Origin of the sequence: Streptomyces sp. NPDC006435 (assembly GCF_040612315.1) — a bacterium.
In the GTDB taxonomy this organism is placed as follows: domain Bacteria; phylum Actinomycetota; class Actinomycetes; order Streptomycetales; family Streptomycetaceae; genus Streptomyces.
This window is the reverse complement of sequence record NZ_JBEXPY010000029.1, coordinates 1-17,370: the sequence shown is the minus strand read 5'-3', so window position 1 is coordinate 17,370 and position 17,370 is coordinate 1. Positions and strand designations below refer to the sequence as shown.

Genomic DNA, 17,370 nt, shown 5'->3' with positions numbered 1-17,370 from the left:
GCTTATGCTCCTTCGCAGGTGTCACTGATGTTCCGCCTTTCAGGTGCTCGGACCACTCCGGTCGATGGATGACGAGAGCATGTCACCGGGTGGCAAGGGTGTCGTTGACCGCCCTCGCACAGTGGTTGACGGTCCCTGCACGCCGTGCCTGTGCGCCCCCAAGTGGCGGTAGTCCCGGGGAGGCATGCCATAGGCGGCGCGGAAGACTCTGCTGAAGTGAGCCTTGTCGATGAAGCCCCAGCGGCTCGCGATGGCCTGGATGGAGCGCGAGGAGAAACTTGGATCGGTGAGATCGCGACAGCAACGCTCCAGGCGGCATTCACGGATCCAGCCGGCCACCGTGAGGCCTTGCTCGTGGAAGAGCTTGTACAGATATCGCGTGGAAATGCCGTGTGCGGCTGCAATGGCCTCGGGGGCCAGGCATGGATCGGCGAGCCGCTGCTGGATGAAGTCGTGGATGCGTACCTTCAGGGCCCGTCGACGGGCATCCGGGCTCATCGCGTCCTCGGCGTCCAGACAACGCGCAATGACGGACCCGAGGAGGTCCAAGGTGACCGAGGCGAGGGCGGGGACGTCGGCCGAGGTGAACTCGTCGGCGCGTACGTTGAGATCGGTAAGCCAGCGGGTGAATACCCCGCCCATGCCTCTGCGCCCGTCGACTGGGGCGCCGAGCAGAGCTTGCACCGTCTTGTCCGGCAGCGGCAGCAGTCGGCGAGAAAACTGCACAGTCACGTGTGACCAGCTGTCCAGAACAGAGTGAACTTCCCCGCGGAAGGGACGGCTGCTGTCCATCACGACCAGGTCTCCGGCACGTAGTGCCGTATCGGCCCCAGTTGTGGAGAAAACTCCCTCCTGGTGGAGGAAGTAGTTGATCTGGTACGCCTCGGGGTCGGACTGCCGGATCAACTTCGCGGTCCGCGTGATCTCCAGATGCGGAAATTGCATGATGGAGACCTGTAAATCCCCTAAATCCAGAACTCGCATCCTGGCACGGAAGTCGTCTTGATCGTTGCTGCGCAGTCGGTTGATCATGTGCGAGCGATCAGTGATTTCGGTAAACAGTTCGAACCGCTCCGGTGCCGCCACGACCTCCGTGCTGAACGCCGTCACCAGCATTCCCACCCTCCCCGTAGCCGGTTCCCTCGAGGCTTCGAACGTGGCATGGGGAACCGTACGCAGTCCAGCAGCACTTCGGTCACATGCACCGCCACGCGCCTCCTCGCGAGCAACGAAGTCTCAAGATCAAGAAACATCGGGGATCAGAAGCACGCACTGAACTTGGCTCTGTCGGGGATCTTGGGTTTTCCCGGTGCGGACACATGATCGGCGGGCATGCTCAAGCCGTTCCGTCGCCGATGCTGTTGTCGAGGTGTCCGTTGTCGCTCTGTCCCCGTTCCGGTGAGCAGGTCCCGTCTCTGACCGCGCAGGGTGTGCGTCCGGTCCTCGCGTCCAGGCCCTGCGCCGGACCATGGTGCAGAACTACCACCGTGACGATGCAGGACACCTGCGCCGGCGCACGGCCGAGAAGGAAGGCAAACCCGGGCTGCCACCCTCGTCCCGGGCGACCATCTCTCCCTACGACACCTCGGCCCGCTACGCACGGCACGGGCACATCATCAGCTGGAAAGGGTACGCCGCTCACCTGACCGAGACCTGCGCTCTTGACGGCCCAACGTGATCACGGACATGGCCACCACTCACGACAGTCAGGTCCTGCCCGGCATCCACACCCGCCTGGCCCGCCGCGGACTCCTGATCGAGCGCCTCAGCGGACTACCACCCACCCAGGAAGCCCCCACATCCCGCCGGCCAACGGCCTTCCAGAACTACCTCGACCAACAGGAGCCACCCCGGGCCGAAATCCTGGCGCACCCTGGGAACCCGACCCCGGCAACTGCTGAGTAAGCCCGGGGCGCGATGCAGGGATTGCTCCCGGCCCGTTTCCCCGGACTTCTCGCCGAACCCGCCGTGCGCCTCTCAACGCAACGGGCTCTCCACGGAGACCGCCATCAGGCTCGAATCTCGGTCCATGGGCAGGGGATGCGGGCTCCTCGCCAGCGGTATCGTGTGATGATCACCGTTGCCATGTCGAAGAGCTCGGTTCCCTCCGCCGAGATAGGCCGCCACTGCCCACTGGCTGTGACGAACCGTCGACGGATATCCTTCCACGTCCAGTCGTGCCGGACCCTCAACATCCTCATCACTCGCCACCAGATGAAGTCGGCGAGTGCGCTGAACTGATTCTTGGCCACGGCGTGCCGGAAGTAGGCGGACCAGCCCCGTACGATCTGGTTGATCCTGATCAGCAGGGACTTGAGATCTTGTTGCGACTGCCTGCGGGTCAGGGCACGGATCTTCGCCTTCAACTGCCGGATGGGCCGCTTGGCGATGAACGTGTAGACGTGCCACTGATCCGTCCCCTTCTTGCGGCGCCACTGGATGTGGAACCCCAAGAAGTCGATTCCGTCCTCCAGGTGTGTGACCTGGGTCTTCTCCTGCGACAGGCGAAGACCCAGTGGCTTGAGCACCTGGCTGACGTCCTCGCGCACCGCCAGCACGTCTTCGCGGCTGCCGTTGACGAGCACGACGAAGTCGTCCGCGTAGCGGACGACGCGCCAGTTCGGCAACTGCTTGCGAGTGCGGCGGCTTTGGCGCTGCCATGCGGTGGACATCGCCCCACCCGGCTTCCACGGCCCCATCAGGTGCTCATCGAGCGCCGACAGGGCGATGTTGGCCAGGAGCGGGGAGAGGATTCCACCCTGCGGGGTCCCGGTCATGGTTTCCTTGTTCTCGCCGAGCTCCGTCAGAATCCCGGCCTTCAAGAACGCCTTGACCAAGGCCAGAACGCGCTTGTCCTTCACCCGGGCGCGCACGCGATCCATCAGGGCCACGTGATCGATCCGGTCGAAGCACGCCTCGATATCCGCATCCAGCACCCAGCGGTAGCCGTTGGTGCCGAAGTGATGGATCTCAGCGATCGCGTCCTGGGCCCGCCGGCCGGGCCGGAAGCCGTAGGAGACCGGCGTGAAGTCGGCCTCGAAGACGGGCTCCAGCACCAGCTTCAGCGCGGCCTGCACGACCCGGTCCGCGACCGTCGGAATCCCGAGGCTGCGGACCTTCCCCGACCCGCCCGGTTTCGGGATCTTGCGCTCCCGCACCGGAAGAGGTCGGAACGAGCCGTCCTTGAGGGTGGCACGCAGGTCATGCAGGAACCCGGGCACCCCGATCCGCTCCTCGACCTCGATGACCGTCAGGCCATCGACACCGGGAGTGCGGGCACCCTGGTTTCCCGCGACCCGGGCGAACGCCGTGGTCAGCGTCGCCGGATCGTGCACGAGGTTGAACAGGTCATCGAACCGACGGCCCGGATCGGCCGTCGCCCAATGGTGCAGCTTGGTCTGCATCTCCAGTACCCGAACCCGAGAGCTCGGATCCTCGCTGTTCAGCGAGGTGTCTTCTGGCATTGCAGTCCCTCCTTCCATGTTCTCCGCTGCCGCCCTTCCCCATGTGACCGGCTTTCCCGGCCTCGGAGTACTACGGCGGCTCCGCCCCGCCCGATCCGTTCGGCTGTCGGTGCGCCTATCCGCAGTCCTCATCAGGGAGATGAGGAGCGCGGAGCTGTGACCGGACGGTTCCCGTGTTCACTGTGGTTCGTTTGTCGAAGTAGGAGCCCGACTATGTCCCAGCGGCCTCGCCACGAGTACGCAGCAGGCTTTCCTCGTGGCCTCCCACGCCCGCTCTTGAATACGGTCGTGGAAGTTCTCGCCGACCCTTTCGGACGACGAGACGCACCGCGCCCGGCCCAGATCCGCCAGGTTCGAGCCGGTGTCGGGGTTGAAGGACGTAGTTACGCCGGTTCCTCGCGTACTCCTCTTCGTCTCGCTCGCCGAACCCGCACCATCTGGCAGTGCTGGTACGTTCCGGCTTTGTCAGGGCCGCTCCCGCCCTCCCCGGCACCACCCGGACCAGGCTGCCCTCAGCTACTCTGACCTGCTGCGACAGGCCAGAGGTGATGGACTTTCACCTCCACTCGAACCACAGCGCCTCACGGCGCAATCAAGATCCCCGACAGAGTCAAGCTCAGACCGCGTCCTACGTGGTGAGTTCGGCGAGTTGTTTGTAGCGGCAGAGGACGGCGAGGCCGAGGAAGGCCAGGTAGTTGCGGGGATGGTGTTCGTAGCGGTGGTTGGGTCGGTGCCAGGACTTGTCCGGGCCATCAAGGTGCCGGCGACTGAGGCATGGCGGGATTGCGGACGGTCGCTTCAGCTTGGGACATGGCCGGCGCACGACGTCGTGCGCCGGTGCTGTGGGTATGGATTGGCCGTCCGGGAGCCCGGAACTCTGGGCGTTCCTTGAGTCCCTGCACCGTGGCGACATCCTGTCCGGCGCCGTTGCGGCGATCGAACGGTTCGGGGTCTTCGTGGCCCTGGACGATGGGACCGGCCATCCCACTCTGCCCGGTGTCGGGTTTTTCGGTATCCCCGGACTGTCCTGGCGGCGCTTCGATGATCCCGCCGATGCCGTTCAGGCAGGGCAGCGTGTCTCGTGCGAGTTCATCGGGTCCGACACCTACAACGCCGAGGCCGGACTGTCCTTGAAGGCGCTGGAGCCCGACCCCCTCCAGGCTTTCGCCGACCGCACAGTGGTGGGCCAGGAATTCTGCGGGACGGTTGAGGAGGCGCTTCCCATCGGTGTCCTCGCCGACCTCGGGGATGAGGTCTTCGGGCTGGTCCCCTTCAGAGAGATCGACGGCGGCTCTGCGGCAAGTCCGGCAGAGGACTTCGAGGCCGGAGAGGAGATTGCCGTCGTCGTCTGACGGCCTCGTGCAGTCGGCCCCCAGACATTGGCCCTGGACCAGATGGCGAAACGCCGGTGAGCGGTGGACTTCGAGACCCCGAAACGCGACGGCGGCGCCCGCCACGCACAGTCACTGACGAGCACATGGGCGATTGCCGGGAACAGGGTCTCGTCAGGGGGCCCTGCGTCCCGCCGCCCTGCGGCCGCGTCCTCGACGGCGGGATCAACGGCTTCGCGATCTCCCGTAATTCGGCCGGAACAATCCGACTTCACATATCCCGCCCCATGAACAGCCCGACGAGCAATCACCGTATAGGAAACGGTCTTGCTGGTCGTTCCAGAATGCCGTCCTACGGAGACGCTGGGGCCCATGGAACAATCCCCTCGGCCACGGGCTCAGGGGGGATGACGTCGTATGGAACGGGTTGGGGCTGCGCAAGACCTCGTGCTCGGTTACGTCCACGCCCTGAAGGCGATTGACGAGGCGATGAAGGCGGCAATGCCTTCGCTGGAGCGACTGGCAGATATCCTCGGCCTGGTCCGTTCGCGCCGGATCATCAGTCGGAGTGGGCACGTCGGCACCTACTCCTACACGGTTCATGGGGCAGGATGCCGCTTCGTCAGCGACAACGGCACCGAGGTCGATGTGGACTTCACAGCCGATGGGAGCGAAATCTTCGACCTCTGGCGGCTGCGCTGGTACGGGCTGAGCCTGCCGGAGCCTCTTGACGTCACGGATCAGGATCTGCGGTCCGCCGTGCAGTCGCTGCAACCGCTGCTGACCGAGGTACGGCCGGGGTGGTTCGGCGTAGCCGGCTGATCGCTTGCTGGTCGCTTCAGGACGAGGTTCGCAGGCGGCGGCACTTGTCGAAGTCGTAGTCCCGGTCGGCATGCAGACGCCGCGGCTTGCGGCGGGGACGTCCCCGAAGACTCCGGATCGGCGGGATCGCGTCAAGCAGGGGCAGGAGTTGGGTGACCTCGTGCCGGTTGCCGCCGGTGGGGGTGACGGCGAGCGGGGTTCCGTGACGTCGACAGTCAGGTGGTGCCTGGAGCCGGGGCGGGCGCGGTCGACGGATGAGGGGCCGACGCGGTCCCCCTTCGAGGGCCCGGACGCACGATCCGTCCACGGAGCAGTCGTCAAGGTCCGGCAGGGCGGCGCGGCGAAGTCCGGTCAGCGGGGCGGCGTGCAGGCGCGGCCGGACTCCGGCCTCGGACCGGTCCCGCAGCCGGCGCCAGGCCGTTACCCCGGAGCGGCCCACGGCCTCTGCGGGAACATCGCGCCACGCGGCACCGGTTCGCAACACGTACATGACGCCGACGAGGGCCGCCCGGTCAGGAACCCGCAGCCGCCCGGGGCAGCGGCGGCGGCGCTCGGGGGCGGACGGCAGAAGCGGGGATGCCCGCTCCTACAGGCCATCAGGAACGAGATCAGCTCGCACTCCGGACACCCTGCCGACCGAGATCACCGAGTGCAAGACCCGAGCTCAATCCATTCCGAAACAATCAGTTGGTTGGCAAACCTGCAGGTCAAAGGATGTAGCGGATGCCATGAAGGGTCTGTGGTCACAGCGCGGACGAGGGCGCGACGCACAAGGAAAGGTGCGTCGGCCCCCGGCCGCGCGTGCCGTCGTTCGCCGCGGGGGGCTACGGCACCTCGGCCGTCACTGTTCGGCCCGGGGCGACCGTGACCGTGGCGCAGCTGAACGTTCTGCCGTTCACGGTCCTGGTCGTGGCCGTTCGGGGCGTGCCGTCGATCTCGATCCGGGCGTGGTCGCCGGGGAAGCGGGCCTCCCAGGTGTAGGAGGACGGTCCGGTGGTGTTGGTCAGCGTCGACTTCGTCGCCCCGTCGTGCCGCAGCGCGAACGTGTTGCCGCCGATCCTGATGTCCTCGATCCGCAGCCAGTCCATGTCCGAGGGCAGGCGCGAGGCGGTGCTCAGGGCGTGGGACGGGGCGTCCGGGCGGACCCCCATGAGGCCTTCGACGGTCTGGCCGACCAGGGTGTAGGAGACCTCGGGGTAGTCGCCGTTGGGGCCCTGCCGGGAGACCGGGTGCTGGAGGTCGCGCTGGTCGTAGACGTACTTCATCCACTTCCAGGCGGTGTCGTTGCGTTCGTAGGCGAAGAACGTGTCCGGCAGGTAGGAGATCGCCTCGATGTTGCCCGGCTTGCCGCTGCCGCTCGACTGCTGGTCGATGAAGTCCAGGTACACGTCCGTGCGCGTGCCCGGCTCCATGATCTGCTTCATCGGCATGAACCAGCTGTTCTCCTTGCCCCAGCCGCTGTACGCCTCGCCGTCCTTGCCGTAGGCGCGGGTCATGGAGCCGCCCGAACCGGTGCCGCTCCAGGAGGTGTTGAAGTACGACTTCAGGTCGTCGGCCTTCTTCTCGAACTCGGCGGACAGGGCGTCCTCGCCCTTGTCGGCGGCCAGCGCGGACATGGCGCGGAACGCCTGGTACTGGGAGCCGATGGCGTCGCCGGACTCGATCGGGTGCTCGGTGCCCATCTCGTTGTAGGTGGCCACTCCGGAGAAGATGCCGCCGCCACTGCCCTCGGCGACCCCGTTGGGCTTCATGCCGTCGTGGAGCTCGATGAACTCCTTGGTGGCGTGCTTGTAGTAGTTCCACAGGGCGGGGTCGTCGATGTAGGCGCTGTCCCCGCTCCACCGGTAGGCCGCGTTCGCCTTCTCCACCAGTTCGAACGTCGCGGGGACCTCGCGGACGAAGCTGTTCGGGTTGTGGTAGTCGATGGACAGGTAGGTCTTGTTGTCGAAGTTGAGGGCCCACACGGGGTAGTACTTGTGCCGGGCGGTGGCGGAGCCCGCGAACGCGCGGAGCATCGCCCTGTTCTCGTCGTTCAGGCCGAGCACCGACGCCCCGGCCACCTGGTGGGCCATGTCGCGTGAGTAGTAGGCGCTGCGGTGGGCGTAACCGGCCCAGTACGACGGGGCGTAGACCCCGGTTCCGGTTCCGGAGGGGTTGTTCTCGTCGACGTTCAGGGGGCCGGTGGTGCCGGGCAGTCGCACCCAGCTGTTCGCCTTGCGCTTCGCCCAGTCGAACATGGCGACGATCTTCGGGTCGGAGGAGGACACCACCGGGTCGACCGGTGCCGCCGGCGAGACCATGAGGTCGTCCACGTTGACCCAGCCGGTGCCGGACTCGAAGGCGATCTCGAGGGTGTCTCCGCTCCGCAGCGCCACGCGACTGATCGTGTAGCGGGCGTAGGTGGAGCGGTCGGGTAGGCCGACGCTGCCCGCGGTGGCTCCGTTGACGCGGGCGACGAACCTGCCGCCGGTGCCGGCGGCGGCGATCCAGGCGGAGAGGTCGTAACTGCCGTCGGCCCGGGCGGTGATGGTCTGGGAGACCTTCTTCCCGCTGCCCCCGTCCAGGTAGGCGAGCCCCGTGCCGCCGTGCGGGGCGTTGGTGGCGGTGCCGGTTCCGGAGGTGAAGTCCCAGCCGGTGCGGTCCTGTTCGAAACCGGGGTTGATCACGTTCAGCGCGGGCTGCGCGGGCTGCGCGGGCTGCGCGGGCTGCGCGGCGGCCGACGCCTCGCCGCCCACGATGAGCGGCGCGAGTGTGGCGAGGGCCGCGAGAAGGGGCAGCCGCACGGGTCGAGAGGGCCTCATGGAAGCTCCGGTCTGCGTGGAGACGGGGGTGGTGGCCGGACGCTAACAGCAGCCCTCTCGGACTTTCAATACACATGCGCAGGACCGATGTCCGGTACGGCAGAAAATTTTCAATGAAGTCTTGCAAGTGGATTTGGTCGATTGCTAGCGTCCGGTGCCGTCGACCTGGCGCCCGCCGGTGTGACGTCCCCAGCTGTGAGCAGAGGTGGTTGTGCCATGGACATGAGTCGCCGCGGAGTCCTGAGGGCGGGCGGGGTTCTCGCCGCCGGAGCCGGCCTCGGCGGGCTCACCGCCTGTTCCGGCACGGGGAGCGCGACCGGAGGTGGGAGCGGCTCCGCGGGCGACCCCGGCAAGGGGGACATCACGGTGTGGAGCTGGGCCGGTCCGGCCGCGGAACTGCGCAAGCTCATACCGGCGTTCAACAGGAAGTACCCGGGCATCGGGGTGGACGTCCAGGACATCGGGAACCCCGCCATCTGGGCCAAGATCACCACGGCCATGGCGGCGGGAGGCGCGGGCCTCGCCGACGTCATGCACATCGGCGTCGACTACCTGCCCGGGTACGTCGCCAAGTTCCCCGGCCAGCTCGCCGACCTCGGTCCCCTCGGCGCGACCGAGTACCGCGACGCCTTCGCCGAGGGACTGTGGGAGACCGTCTGTCCCGACGGCAAGCGGGTCGACGCCCTTCCCTGGGAGGCGAACTCCGGCGGCTTCTACTACCGCGCCGACATCTTCGAGAAGGCGGACGTCGACGTCGACGCCATCGACACCTGGGACGACGCCATCGAGGCCGGCAAGAAGATCAAGGCCAGGACGGGCACCCACCTGCTCGGCATCGACAAACCCGCCTCGCAGGCCGACTCAGCCAACTTCTTCCAGCTGCTGCTCCAGTTGCAGGGCACCATGTACTTCAACCTCGACGGCGAGATCATGATCGGATCGCCCGAGGCCGTGAGGGCGATGACGCTCATCAAGAGGATGAACGACGCCGGCCTCGTCAGCGACATCTCCGGAGGCTGGAACTCCCTGATCGGCTCGATCAGGAAGGGCACCAACGCCGTGGTGCCCTGGCCGACCTGGTTCGGCGGCATCATCGAGGAGACCGTGCCCGGGGAGGCCGGGAAGTGGGGCGTCCGGCTGCCACCCGCCGTCCGCCGGGGCGGCACCCGGGCCGCCACCGTCAACTCGACCCACCTCGCCGTCGCCGGCTCCAGCAAGCAGCAGGCCGCCGCGTGGAGATTCGTGGAGTTCGTCCTCACCCGCCCCGAGTCCCAGGCCGCCGTCTACAAGGGCAAGGGCATCGCCCCGGCACTGCTCAAGGCCTACGACGACCCGGTCTTCCACGAGCCGTCACCGTTCTTCGGCGGCAGGAAGAAGGGGGAGATCTTCCTCGAAGCACTCAAGGCCCCCTCCCCGGCCTTCAACTACACCGGCGACTACGCGCGCGCACTCAAGGCGGTCACCGACGCACAGACCAAGGTGCTCCTCAAGAAGGCCGACCCCGCGACCGTCCTGCGGGCAGCGGCCGACCAGCTCGCCGAGCAGACCGGGCGCAAGGTCGCCGGGTGACCGCCGTGACCACCGCACCCGACCGCACGCGGCCGGCGACCGGCACGCCGTCCCCCGCCGCCGCCCGCAAGCCGCGCCCGACGGGGCGCCGCACGGCCCCGTACCTCTTCGTCCTGCCCGCCGTCCTGCTCTTCGCGACGTTCAAGCTGTACCCGATCGCCTGGTCCTTCGTCCTCAGCCTCCACAGGACCGTCGACGGCGTCGACCTGTTCGTCGGAGGCGACAACTACCGCAGGCTCCTCGACGACCCGGTCTTCTGGACCGCGCTGAAGAACACGGCGGTCATCCTGGTGGTCCAGGTCCCCGTGATGCTCGCCCTCGCCACCGGACTCGCCGTGGCCTTCGACTCGGCCGTGCTCAGGGCCCGTTCCCTGTTCCGCCTCGGCTTCTTCCTGCCGATGGTCACCGGCCTCGTCGCCTACGGCGTCGTCTTCTCGGTCCTCCTGAACGAGAAGTACGGGCTGGTCAACTGGATCCTGTCGGCGGTCGGCGCCGGAGAGGTCCCCTGGCTCACCGACTCCCTCTGGGCCAGGATCTCCCTCGGAATCGCCCTCACCTGGCACTACACCGGCTACAACGCGGTGATCCTCCTCGCCCGGCTGCAGACGATCCCGAAGGAGCTGTACGACGCCGCCGCAGTGGACGGCGCCGGGGCCGGGGGTGCCTTCCGGCACGTCACCCTGCCCGGCCTCAGACCGGCGATCCTGCTCACCACGGTGCTCTCGACCGTCGGCACCCTGCAGATCTTCGACGAGCCGTACGTCCTCACCAGCGGCGGCCCGGACAACGCCACGCTCACCATCGGCCTGTACCTGTACCAGAACGCCTTCACCTACTTCGACTTCGGATACGCCTCCGCCATCGCCTACGTCCTCGCCGTGCTCATCGGCATCCTCGGACTGATCCAGTTCCGCGTCCTGGGAGACAAGAAATGACCACCTCCGCACGCGGAACCGCGAAGGCGGCGAGCACCGCGCCCCGCCCCTCGCGCCACCGGACCGCCGGCAGGAGCATCCTGCTCACCTCCGGCCTCGCCATCGTGCTCGCGGCCGTCCTCGTCCCCTTCTACTGGCTCGTCGTCGCCAGTACCCACAGCACCGACGACATCTTCGGCTCGCCCCCGGCCCTGCTCCCCGGCGGTCACCTGGGACAGAACCTCCGGTCGCTCCGGGACACGGCCTCCTTCGACGAGGTCGTGCTCAACTCCCTGCTCATCGCCGTCCTCTACACACTCGCCGCGGGGGCCGTGTGCACCTTCGCGGGATACGCCTTCGCCAAGTACCGCTTCAAGGGCGGCAACGCGCTCTTCGGCGTCCTCATGCTCGGCCTGGTGATCCCCACCCAGGTCACACTGGTCCCGCTGTTCAAGATGATGGCCGAGCTGGAATGGCTGAACACCTATCAGGCCGTCATCATGCCCAACCTGGCCCTGCCCTTCGGGATCTTCCTGATGCGCCAGTCGATGGGCGCACTGCCCGACGAACTCCTCGACTCGGGCCGCATGGACGGCTGCGGGGAGTTCCGGCTCTTCTGCAGGGTCGTCCTGCCGCCCATGAAGCCGGCACTCGCCGCGCTGGGCATCTTCCTCTTCCTGTACCAGTGGAACGACTTCATCTGGCCGCTCGTCGTGCTGCGCGACAACGCCTCGTTCACCATCCCCGTCGCGCTCGCCTCGCTCCAGGGCGTCGACGAGACCGACTACGGCGCCATCCTCACCGGCACCGCCGTCGCCGCGATCCCCATGGCCGTCGTCTTCCTCGCCCTCCAACGCCACTTCGTCTCCGGCCTGCTCGCCGGAGCCGTCAAGGAGTGAACGTGACCCCCCTGCCCCACGAGGCCGTCACCACCGCAGAACTCGCCCCGGCCACGTACACCGCACTGCTCGACACGGTCGAGATCGCCGTCCTCGCCCCCGGGACGGAGCCCGAGTGGAACGTCACGGAACTGCCCGGCGGACTCAGGATGCTGCGCATCGACGCCCCGGACGCCCCCGTGGAGGTCCGCCTCTCCCTTCCCCTGGGAGACGCGGCCGGATACTGGCACCCCAAGGCCGGCTGGTCCCGCACCGTCGTCGCCGACTGGGCGGGCCGCACCGACGTCAGCCTGGTCGACGGGCTGGCGGCCGGCTGCCTCTACGACCACACCGGCGCCACCATGCTGACCTTCGCGGCCGCCGACCCCGTTCCCGAGGTCTCCGTCCGCTACGGAGTCTCCGAGGAGAACGACACCCACGTCGTGCACCTGGCCCTGCCCGCCTCGGCACGGCCCCACCGCCTCCTCCTCGTCCCGCGCAGCCCCTCCGTCGCGTCGGCCCTCAAGACCCTCCGCACCTGGTACGCGGCGGAGCTGCCGGCCATGCCCGTCCCCGAGGCCGCCCGACTGCCCCTCTACTCCACGTGGTACGCCTTCAACCAGCAGGTCGACGCGGCGACCGTCGAGACGCAGGCGAAGTGCGCGGCCGGACTCGGGTTCGGCACCCTCGTCCTGGACGACGGATGGCAGCACCTGGGCAGCGGCCGCGGCTACGCGGGAGTGGGGGACTGGGTCCCGGACCCCGCGAAGTTCCCCGACTTCACCGCCCACGTCGCCCGCGTGCGCGGCACCGGGCTGAAGTACCTCGCCTGGGTGGCGCCCCTCCTGCTCGGCCCGCGCGCGGACTGCCACCCCCGGTGGGCACCCCACGCGACCGCCGCGGCAAGGGTGCCGGGCGCGTACGTCCTCGACCCCCGCCGTCCCGAGGTCCGGGCCCATGTGGTCGGCCTCTGCGTCCGCCTGGTCCGGGAACACGGCCTCGACGGACTCAAGGTCGACTTCCTCGACGAGGCCATGGTCTACGCGGGCGACGGACAGGGCGACATCGGCAGGGCCCTGACCCTGCTGCTCACCGAGCTCCGCACCGCCCTGGAGGCGGTCCGCACCGACCTGCTGCTCGAACTGCGCCAGCCCTACGTGGGCCCCGGGATGGCCGCCTTCGGCAACATGCTGCGCTCGTTCGACTGCCCGGCCGACTCCGCCGCCAACCGGGTCCGCACCATCGACACGGCGTTCCTCGCCGTGGGCGGCGCCGTGCACTCGGACCCCCTCCTGTGGGACACCACCGCACCCGTCGAGGCGGCCGCGCGCCAGCTCATCGGCGCGCTGCATTCGGTGCCCCAGGTCTCGGTCCGCCTCGACACCCTTCCCGAGAGCCACACGGCGGCGCTCCGGTTCTGGCTCGGCCGGTGGAGGCGGCTCCGTGACACCCTGCTCGACGGGGACGTCGAGCCCGGCCGTCCGGACGACCTCTACACCCTGGTCCGCGCCGAGAACGACGAGACCCGGGTCGTCACCGTGCACAGCGAGAGGGCCGTTCCGATGGACCGCCCGTCAGTCCGGACGACGTTCCTGGTGAACGGATCGGAAGTCGACCGGCTGGTCCTGGACTTCGCGGACGGGGCCGAAGTGGACGTTGAGGTCCGTGGCCCGGACGGTCGTATGATCGAGCGGAACCGGATGGTCGTCCCCGTCGGCCTCAACAGCCTGACGGTGCCGCGGATGGGCTCCGCCACCATCAGGGGCGGAGAGTGAACCGGTGGTGGAAAGGGAGCGCATGAAGGTCGGCATCGTCGAGGTCGCGGCGCTCGCCGGTGTCAGTGAGGCAACGGTCAGCCGGGTCATCAACCGGCGCCAGGGCGTGGCGAAGAAGACGCGTGACGCCGTCGAGAGCGCCATGGCCGAGCTCGGGTACGAGCGCCCGGTGAGCGGACAGCTCGTCGCCGTCGTGACCGAGCACGTGACCAACCCCTTCTTCGCGGACGTGGCCGAGCGGATCGAGGCCACGCTCGCCCCCCACGGACTGAAGACCGTCCTCTGCCCGGCCTTCCCCGGCGGGGTCCAGGAGCCGGAGTACATCGCCTCGATCGTCGACAAGGGCATCGCCGCCGTCGTGTTCCTGTCGTCGTCGAACACGGTGGAGGGCGCGGAGCTGGAGCCCTACGAGATGCTCCGCGGCCGCCGCATCCCGTACGTGGGCGTCAACGGGGTGTTCGCCGACGGCGTGCCGGTCCCCGTGTACTCCACCGACGACGCCCTCGCCGCGGAGCTCGCCGTCGACCATCTCCACCGCCTGGGCCACCGCACCATCGGCATGGTGTCGGGCCCGGTCGGCAACCATCCGGCCGACCGGCGGGTGCGAGGCTTCCTGGACGCCATGGCCAGGCGCGGCATCGAGGACGCGGACCGGCTGGTGATCCGGCAGTCCTACACGATCGAGGGCGGCCAGGCGGCGGTCCGGTCCTTCCTCGACCTCGGGGCGACCGGCATCGTGGCGGCGAGCGACTACATGGCGCTCGGGGCCATCCGCGGCATCAGGCGGCGGGGATACTCGGTGCCCGGGGACGTCTCCGTCGTCGGATACGACGGCTCGTCGATCACCGAGTTCACCGACCCTCCGCTGACCACGGTCCGCCAGCCCGCCGAGCGCCTCGCCGCCGAGGTCGGCCGAAGCGTGCTGGCCCTGGTCGGCAGCCGGGACGTCCCCGTGGGCGAACTGCTCTTCGACCCCGAGCTGATCATCCGCTCGTCCACGGGGCCCGCCCCGGGAGCGTGACACGACGCGGCGGGGTGCTCCGTGCCCGGTCCGGGGCACGGGGTCAGGGGCGGTAGACGAGGTCCAGCAGGATGGCCGCGATGAGGAGCCAGGCCCCGGTGCCGAGCAGCCACATGCTGTCGGCCGCCACTCCGCAGCCACTGACGAGGACGGCGCCGACGGCGAGCAGCACCGAGAGCCGCCGTACCTGGTGATCGGCGGGTGTCCGCCCGCCGGATGGGCTCATGGGAGGACTGTAGGACGGGGCGGCGGGCCCCGGGCGGACCCCGGCGGAGTCTTCACGCGGTCCTGACGCCGCGCGGGCCGAGACCCGCGTCAAGGAGCTGTCAGAAGCGGAGCGGGCGGCGCCAAGAACGCGCCAGGAGCGGCGGGAACGCGCCCGCCGGGGCGGACGCTGGGCCGGTCCCGAACCGAAGGAGCTCCCCGCATGACCGCTCTGCCCGCCCCGGCCGCAGACCGGGGCACCGACCCCGTGCCCGCGCCCCCGGACCCGGGGGCGCGACACAGACTGACCGCCGTCACCGGTCTCGCCGCACTGTCGCTGGACGCGATGGCGTCGGTGGCGTACGGCCCCGAGGCGATCGTCCTGGTCCTGGCGACCGCCGGTGGACACGGGCTCGGCTTCACACTGCCGGTGACCCTGTGCATCGCGGTCCTGCTGGCCGTGCTGGTCGCCTCGTACCGGCAGGTCATCGCCGCGTTCCCGGACGGCGGCGGCTCGTACGCCGTGGCCCGGGCCCATCTGGGACGGCGCACCGCGCTGGTGGCCGCCGCCTCGCTCGTACTGGACTACGTCCTGAACGTGGCCGTGGCCGTCACCGCCGGTGTCGCCGCCCTGACCTCGGCCTTCCCCGGGCTGTACGGGGAGCGGCTGTGGATCTGCCTGGCGGTCCTGGTCCTGATCACGGGGGTGAACCTGCGGGGGATCGTCGACTCGGCACGCGTGTTCATCGTTCCCACGGCGGTCTTCGTCACTTCGGTCCTGACGCTGATCGCGGTGGGCCTGCTCCGTGACGGGCCGGTGTCCACGGCCGCCTCCGAGGGGCACGCCTCCGCCCTCACCGCGGACGCCTCGACCGTCGGTGCCCTCCTGCTGCTGAAGGCGTTCGCCTCCGGGTGCTCGGCGCTGACCGGCGTCGAGGCGGTGGCCAACGCCGTTCCCTCCTTCCGCGCCCCGGCGGCCCGCCGGGCGATGCGCGCCGAGGCGGCGCTCGGCGTGCTGCTCGGCGTGATGCTGATCGGCCTGGCGGTGCTGATCTCCCGCTTCGGGCTGCAACCGGTGCAGGGCGTCACCGTCCTCGCCCAGCTCGCCGATGCCTCCCTCGGGCACAACTGGGCCTTCTACGTCGTCCAGTTCGCCACCATGGTGCTGCTCGCGCTCTCCGCCAACACCTCCTTCGGCGGGCTGCCCGTCCTGCTGAAGCTGCTGGCCCGCGACAACTACGTCCCGCACGTCTTCGGTCTCAGGGCCGACCGCCAGGTGCACCGGCACGGCGTGGTGTGGCTGTCCGTCGTGTCGGCGGCCCTGCTGGTCCTCTCCGGCGGCGACACGAACACGCTGGTCCCGCTCTTCGCCATCGGCGTCTTCGTCGGTTTCACGATCGCCCAGACCGGCATGGTCCTCCACTGGCGCCGGAGGCGGGGAGCCAGGTGGGTCGCGAAGGCACTGCTCAACGGCCTCGGCGCCGTTCTGACCGGGGTCGGCGCGGTCGTCGTCACGACGACCAAGTTCCACGACGGGGCCTGGCTGATCGTGATCGCCCTGCCGCTGCTCGTCCTCGTCCTGGAGGCCGTGCACCGGTCGTACGGGCGGATCGGCGAGCGCCTGGGTGTCGGCCGGATCCCGGAGCCGCCGCACCGCGAGCGTTCGCTCGTCCTGGTCCCGGTCTCCTCCCTGACCCGGCTCACCAGCGAGGCCCTGACCGCGGCGGTCTCCCTGGGCGACGAGGTGCGGGCGGTCACCGTCTGCCACCCCGACCCCGAGGACCGCGAGCAGGCCGACGCCCTGGCCCGGGACTGGGCCCTGTGGAACCCGGGCGTCCCCCTGGTCCGGCTCCCCTCCGAGCGGCGGACGCTCGGCCGTCCCGTCACCACGTACGTACGCGGACTGCGCGCCGCCGAACCGGACACCCGGGTCACCGTCCTCGTGCCCGAGGTGGAGCCGGAACACCTGTGGCAGCGGGTGCTGCAGAACCAGCGGGGAGCGGTCGTCGCCCACGCCGTCCGCCGGGACACGGACGCCGTGGTCTGCCGGCTGAGGTTCCGGATCGGACCAGGCAGACCGACGGGGCCGCGCGGCTGATCAACCGTCAGGAACGGCGTGCGCACCGCGGTCCCGGACCCGGACGGGACCGGCCCCGAGGTGCGGGACCACACGGGCCGGACCGGCGGGGACGAGGCGCGGTCCCGGCCGGAATACCCCTGCTCGGCGGCCGGTTGCACCAGGACATGCGACGCGAACAGGAGCTGCTCGGCGGCATCCACCCCCTGCTGGCCGGACGGTTCAGCCCCTACCGGTTCGACCCGGCGGCCACCGTGGACGACCACTCCCTGGGGCTGCTGATGGAAGCCGCGCGGTGGGCGCCGTCCGCCGGGAACTCCCAGCCCTGGGGCTTCTTCACGAGCCGCCCCGGCGAGCCGGGGCACGAACGGGTGGTCCGCCACCTCGCGCCCAGCTCGGCCCGGTGGGCGACGGACGCCGGCCTGCTCGTCGTCACGTCGGCGCGCCGCCACGTGGACGACACGGAACTGCTCTACTCCGAGTTCGCGGACTACGACCTCGGCCAGGCCATCGC

13 protein-coding genes and 3 pseudogenes are annotated in these 17,370 nt (G+C 69.2%); 9 read left to right on the top strand and 7 right to left on the bottom strand.

Features of this window, described 5'->3' with window-relative positions; translation table 11 throughout:
- Positions 1–39 precede the first annotated feature (39 nt).
- From ABZZ04_RS25770 to ABZZ04_RS25760, 3 genes and pseudogenes are all read right to left on the bottom strand, one after another.
- Positions 40–1,116 (bottom strand): helix-turn-helix domain-containing protein, encoded by a 1,077-nt coding sequence (locus tag ABZZ04_RS25770; RefSeq protein WP_356934581.1) that lies wholly within the window; start codon positions 1,114–1,116, stop codon positions 40–42.
- A gap of 893 nt (positions 1,117–2,009) precedes the next feature.
- Positions 2,010–3,464 (bottom strand): group II intron reverse transcriptase/maturase, encoded by a 1,455-nt coding sequence (gene ltrA / locus ABZZ04_RS25765; RefSeq protein ID WP_356934579.1) that lies wholly within the window; start codon positions 3,462–3,464, stop codon positions 2,010–2,012.
- Between the two features lie 628 nt (positions 3,465–4,092).
- Positions 4,093–4,194, bottom strand: a pseudogene (locus ABZZ04_RS25760) (IS5/IS1182 family transposase); the annotation flags it as partial.
- Between the two features lie 118 nt (positions 4,195–4,312).
- On the opposite strand from ABZZ04_RS25760, the gene ABZZ04_RS25755 reads away from it, so the two are divergent.
- The gene (locus ABZZ04_RS25755) at positions 4,313–4,816 is read left to right on the top strand and encodes a S1 RNA-binding domain-containing protein (protein ID WP_356934578.1); all 504 of its coding nucleotides are present in this window, start codon (positions 4,313–4,315) and stop codon (positions 4,814–4,816) included.
- On the opposite strand, the pseudogene ABZZ04_RS25750 reads toward ABZZ04_RS25755, so the two are convergent.
- Positions 4,815–5,060 (bottom strand): annotated as a pseudogene (locus tag ABZZ04_RS25750) (transposase); the annotation flags it as partial. The gene ABZZ04_RS25755 and the pseudogene ABZZ04_RS25750 overlap by 2 nt on opposite strands.
- A gap of 152 nt (positions 5,061–5,212) precedes the next feature.
- Here ABZZ04_RS25750 and ABZZ04_RS25745 point away from each other — a divergent pair.
- Positions 5,213–5,617, top strand: a complete 405-nt coding sequence (locus ABZZ04_RS25745) for a hypothetical protein (protein WP_356934577.1) — start codon at positions 5,213–5,215, stop codon at positions 5,615–5,617.
- 34 nt (positions 5,618–5,651) lie between these two features.
- Here ABZZ04_RS25745 and ABZZ04_RS25740 read toward each other — a convergent pair.
- Positions 5,652–6,185: pseudogene (locus tag ABZZ04_RS25740) on the bottom strand (transposase); the annotation flags it as partial.
- A 256-nt stretch (positions 6,186–6,441) separates the two neighbouring features.
- Entirely contained in the window at positions 6,442–8,418 is a 1,977-nt protein-coding gene (locus ABZZ04_RS25735; RefSeq protein ID WP_356934576.1) for a hypothetical protein, read from the bottom strand.
- Positions 8,419–8,634: 216 nt separating this feature from the next.
- On the opposite strand from ABZZ04_RS25735, the gene ABZZ04_RS25730 reads away from it, so the two are divergent.
- The 5 genes from ABZZ04_RS25730 to ABZZ04_RS25710 are packed head-to-tail and all read left to right on the top strand — an operon-like array spanning position 8,635 to position 14,575.
- On the top strand, positions 8,635–9,987 hold the full coding sequence (locus tag ABZZ04_RS25730) for an extracellular solute-binding protein (RefSeq protein ID WP_356934575.1): 1,353 nt from the start codon (positions 8,635–8,637) through the stop codon (positions 9,985–9,987).
- A 5-nt stretch (positions 9,988–9,992) separates the two neighbouring features.
- Positions 9,993–10,922 (top strand): sugar ABC transporter permease, encoded by a 930-nt coding sequence (locus ABZZ04_RS25725; RefSeq protein ID WP_356934574.1) that lies wholly within the window; start codon positions 9,993–9,995, stop codon positions 10,920–10,922.
- Complete coding sequence (locus ABZZ04_RS25720; RefSeq protein ID WP_356934573.1) at positions 10,919–11,800, top strand: carbohydrate ABC transporter permease; 882 nt, start codon at positions 10,919–10,921, stop codon at positions 11,798–11,800. Before ABZZ04_RS25725 ends, ABZZ04_RS25720 begins: the two co-directional genes overlap by 4 nt.
- A 2-nt stretch (positions 11,801–11,802) precedes the next feature.
- Positions 11,803–13,554 (top strand): glycoside hydrolase family 36 protein, encoded by a 1,752-nt coding sequence (locus tag ABZZ04_RS25715; RefSeq protein ID WP_356934572.1) that lies wholly within the window; start codon positions 11,803–11,805, stop codon positions 13,552–13,554.
- A 4-nt stretch (positions 13,555–13,558) separates the two neighbouring features.
- Complete coding sequence (locus tag ABZZ04_RS25710; RefSeq protein ID WP_356934571.1) at positions 13,559–14,575, top strand: LacI family DNA-binding transcriptional regulator; 1,017 nt, start codon at positions 13,559–13,561, stop codon at positions 14,573–14,575.
- Between the two features lie 43 nt (positions 14,576–14,618).
- Here the strand turns inward: ABZZ04_RS25710 and ABZZ04_RS25705 are convergent, their stop codons facing one another.
- A complete protein-coding gene (locus tag ABZZ04_RS25705; protein WP_356934570.1) occupies positions 14,619–14,801 on the bottom strand; it encodes a hypothetical protein in 183 nt (60 codons plus the stop codon).
- A 201-nt stretch (positions 14,802–15,002) separates the two neighbouring features.
- On the opposite strand from ABZZ04_RS25705, the gene ABZZ04_RS25700 reads away from it, so the two are divergent.
- Positions 15,003–16,877, top strand: a complete 1,875-nt coding sequence (locus ABZZ04_RS25700) for an APC family permease (RefSeq protein WP_356934569.1) — start codon at positions 15,003–15,005, stop codon at positions 16,875–16,877.
- Positions 16,878–17,023: 146 nt separating this feature from the next.
- A partial coding sequence (locus ABZZ04_RS25695) for a nitroreductase family protein (protein ID WP_356934568.1) occupies positions 17,024–17,370 on the top strand: 347 nt, incomplete at its 3' end.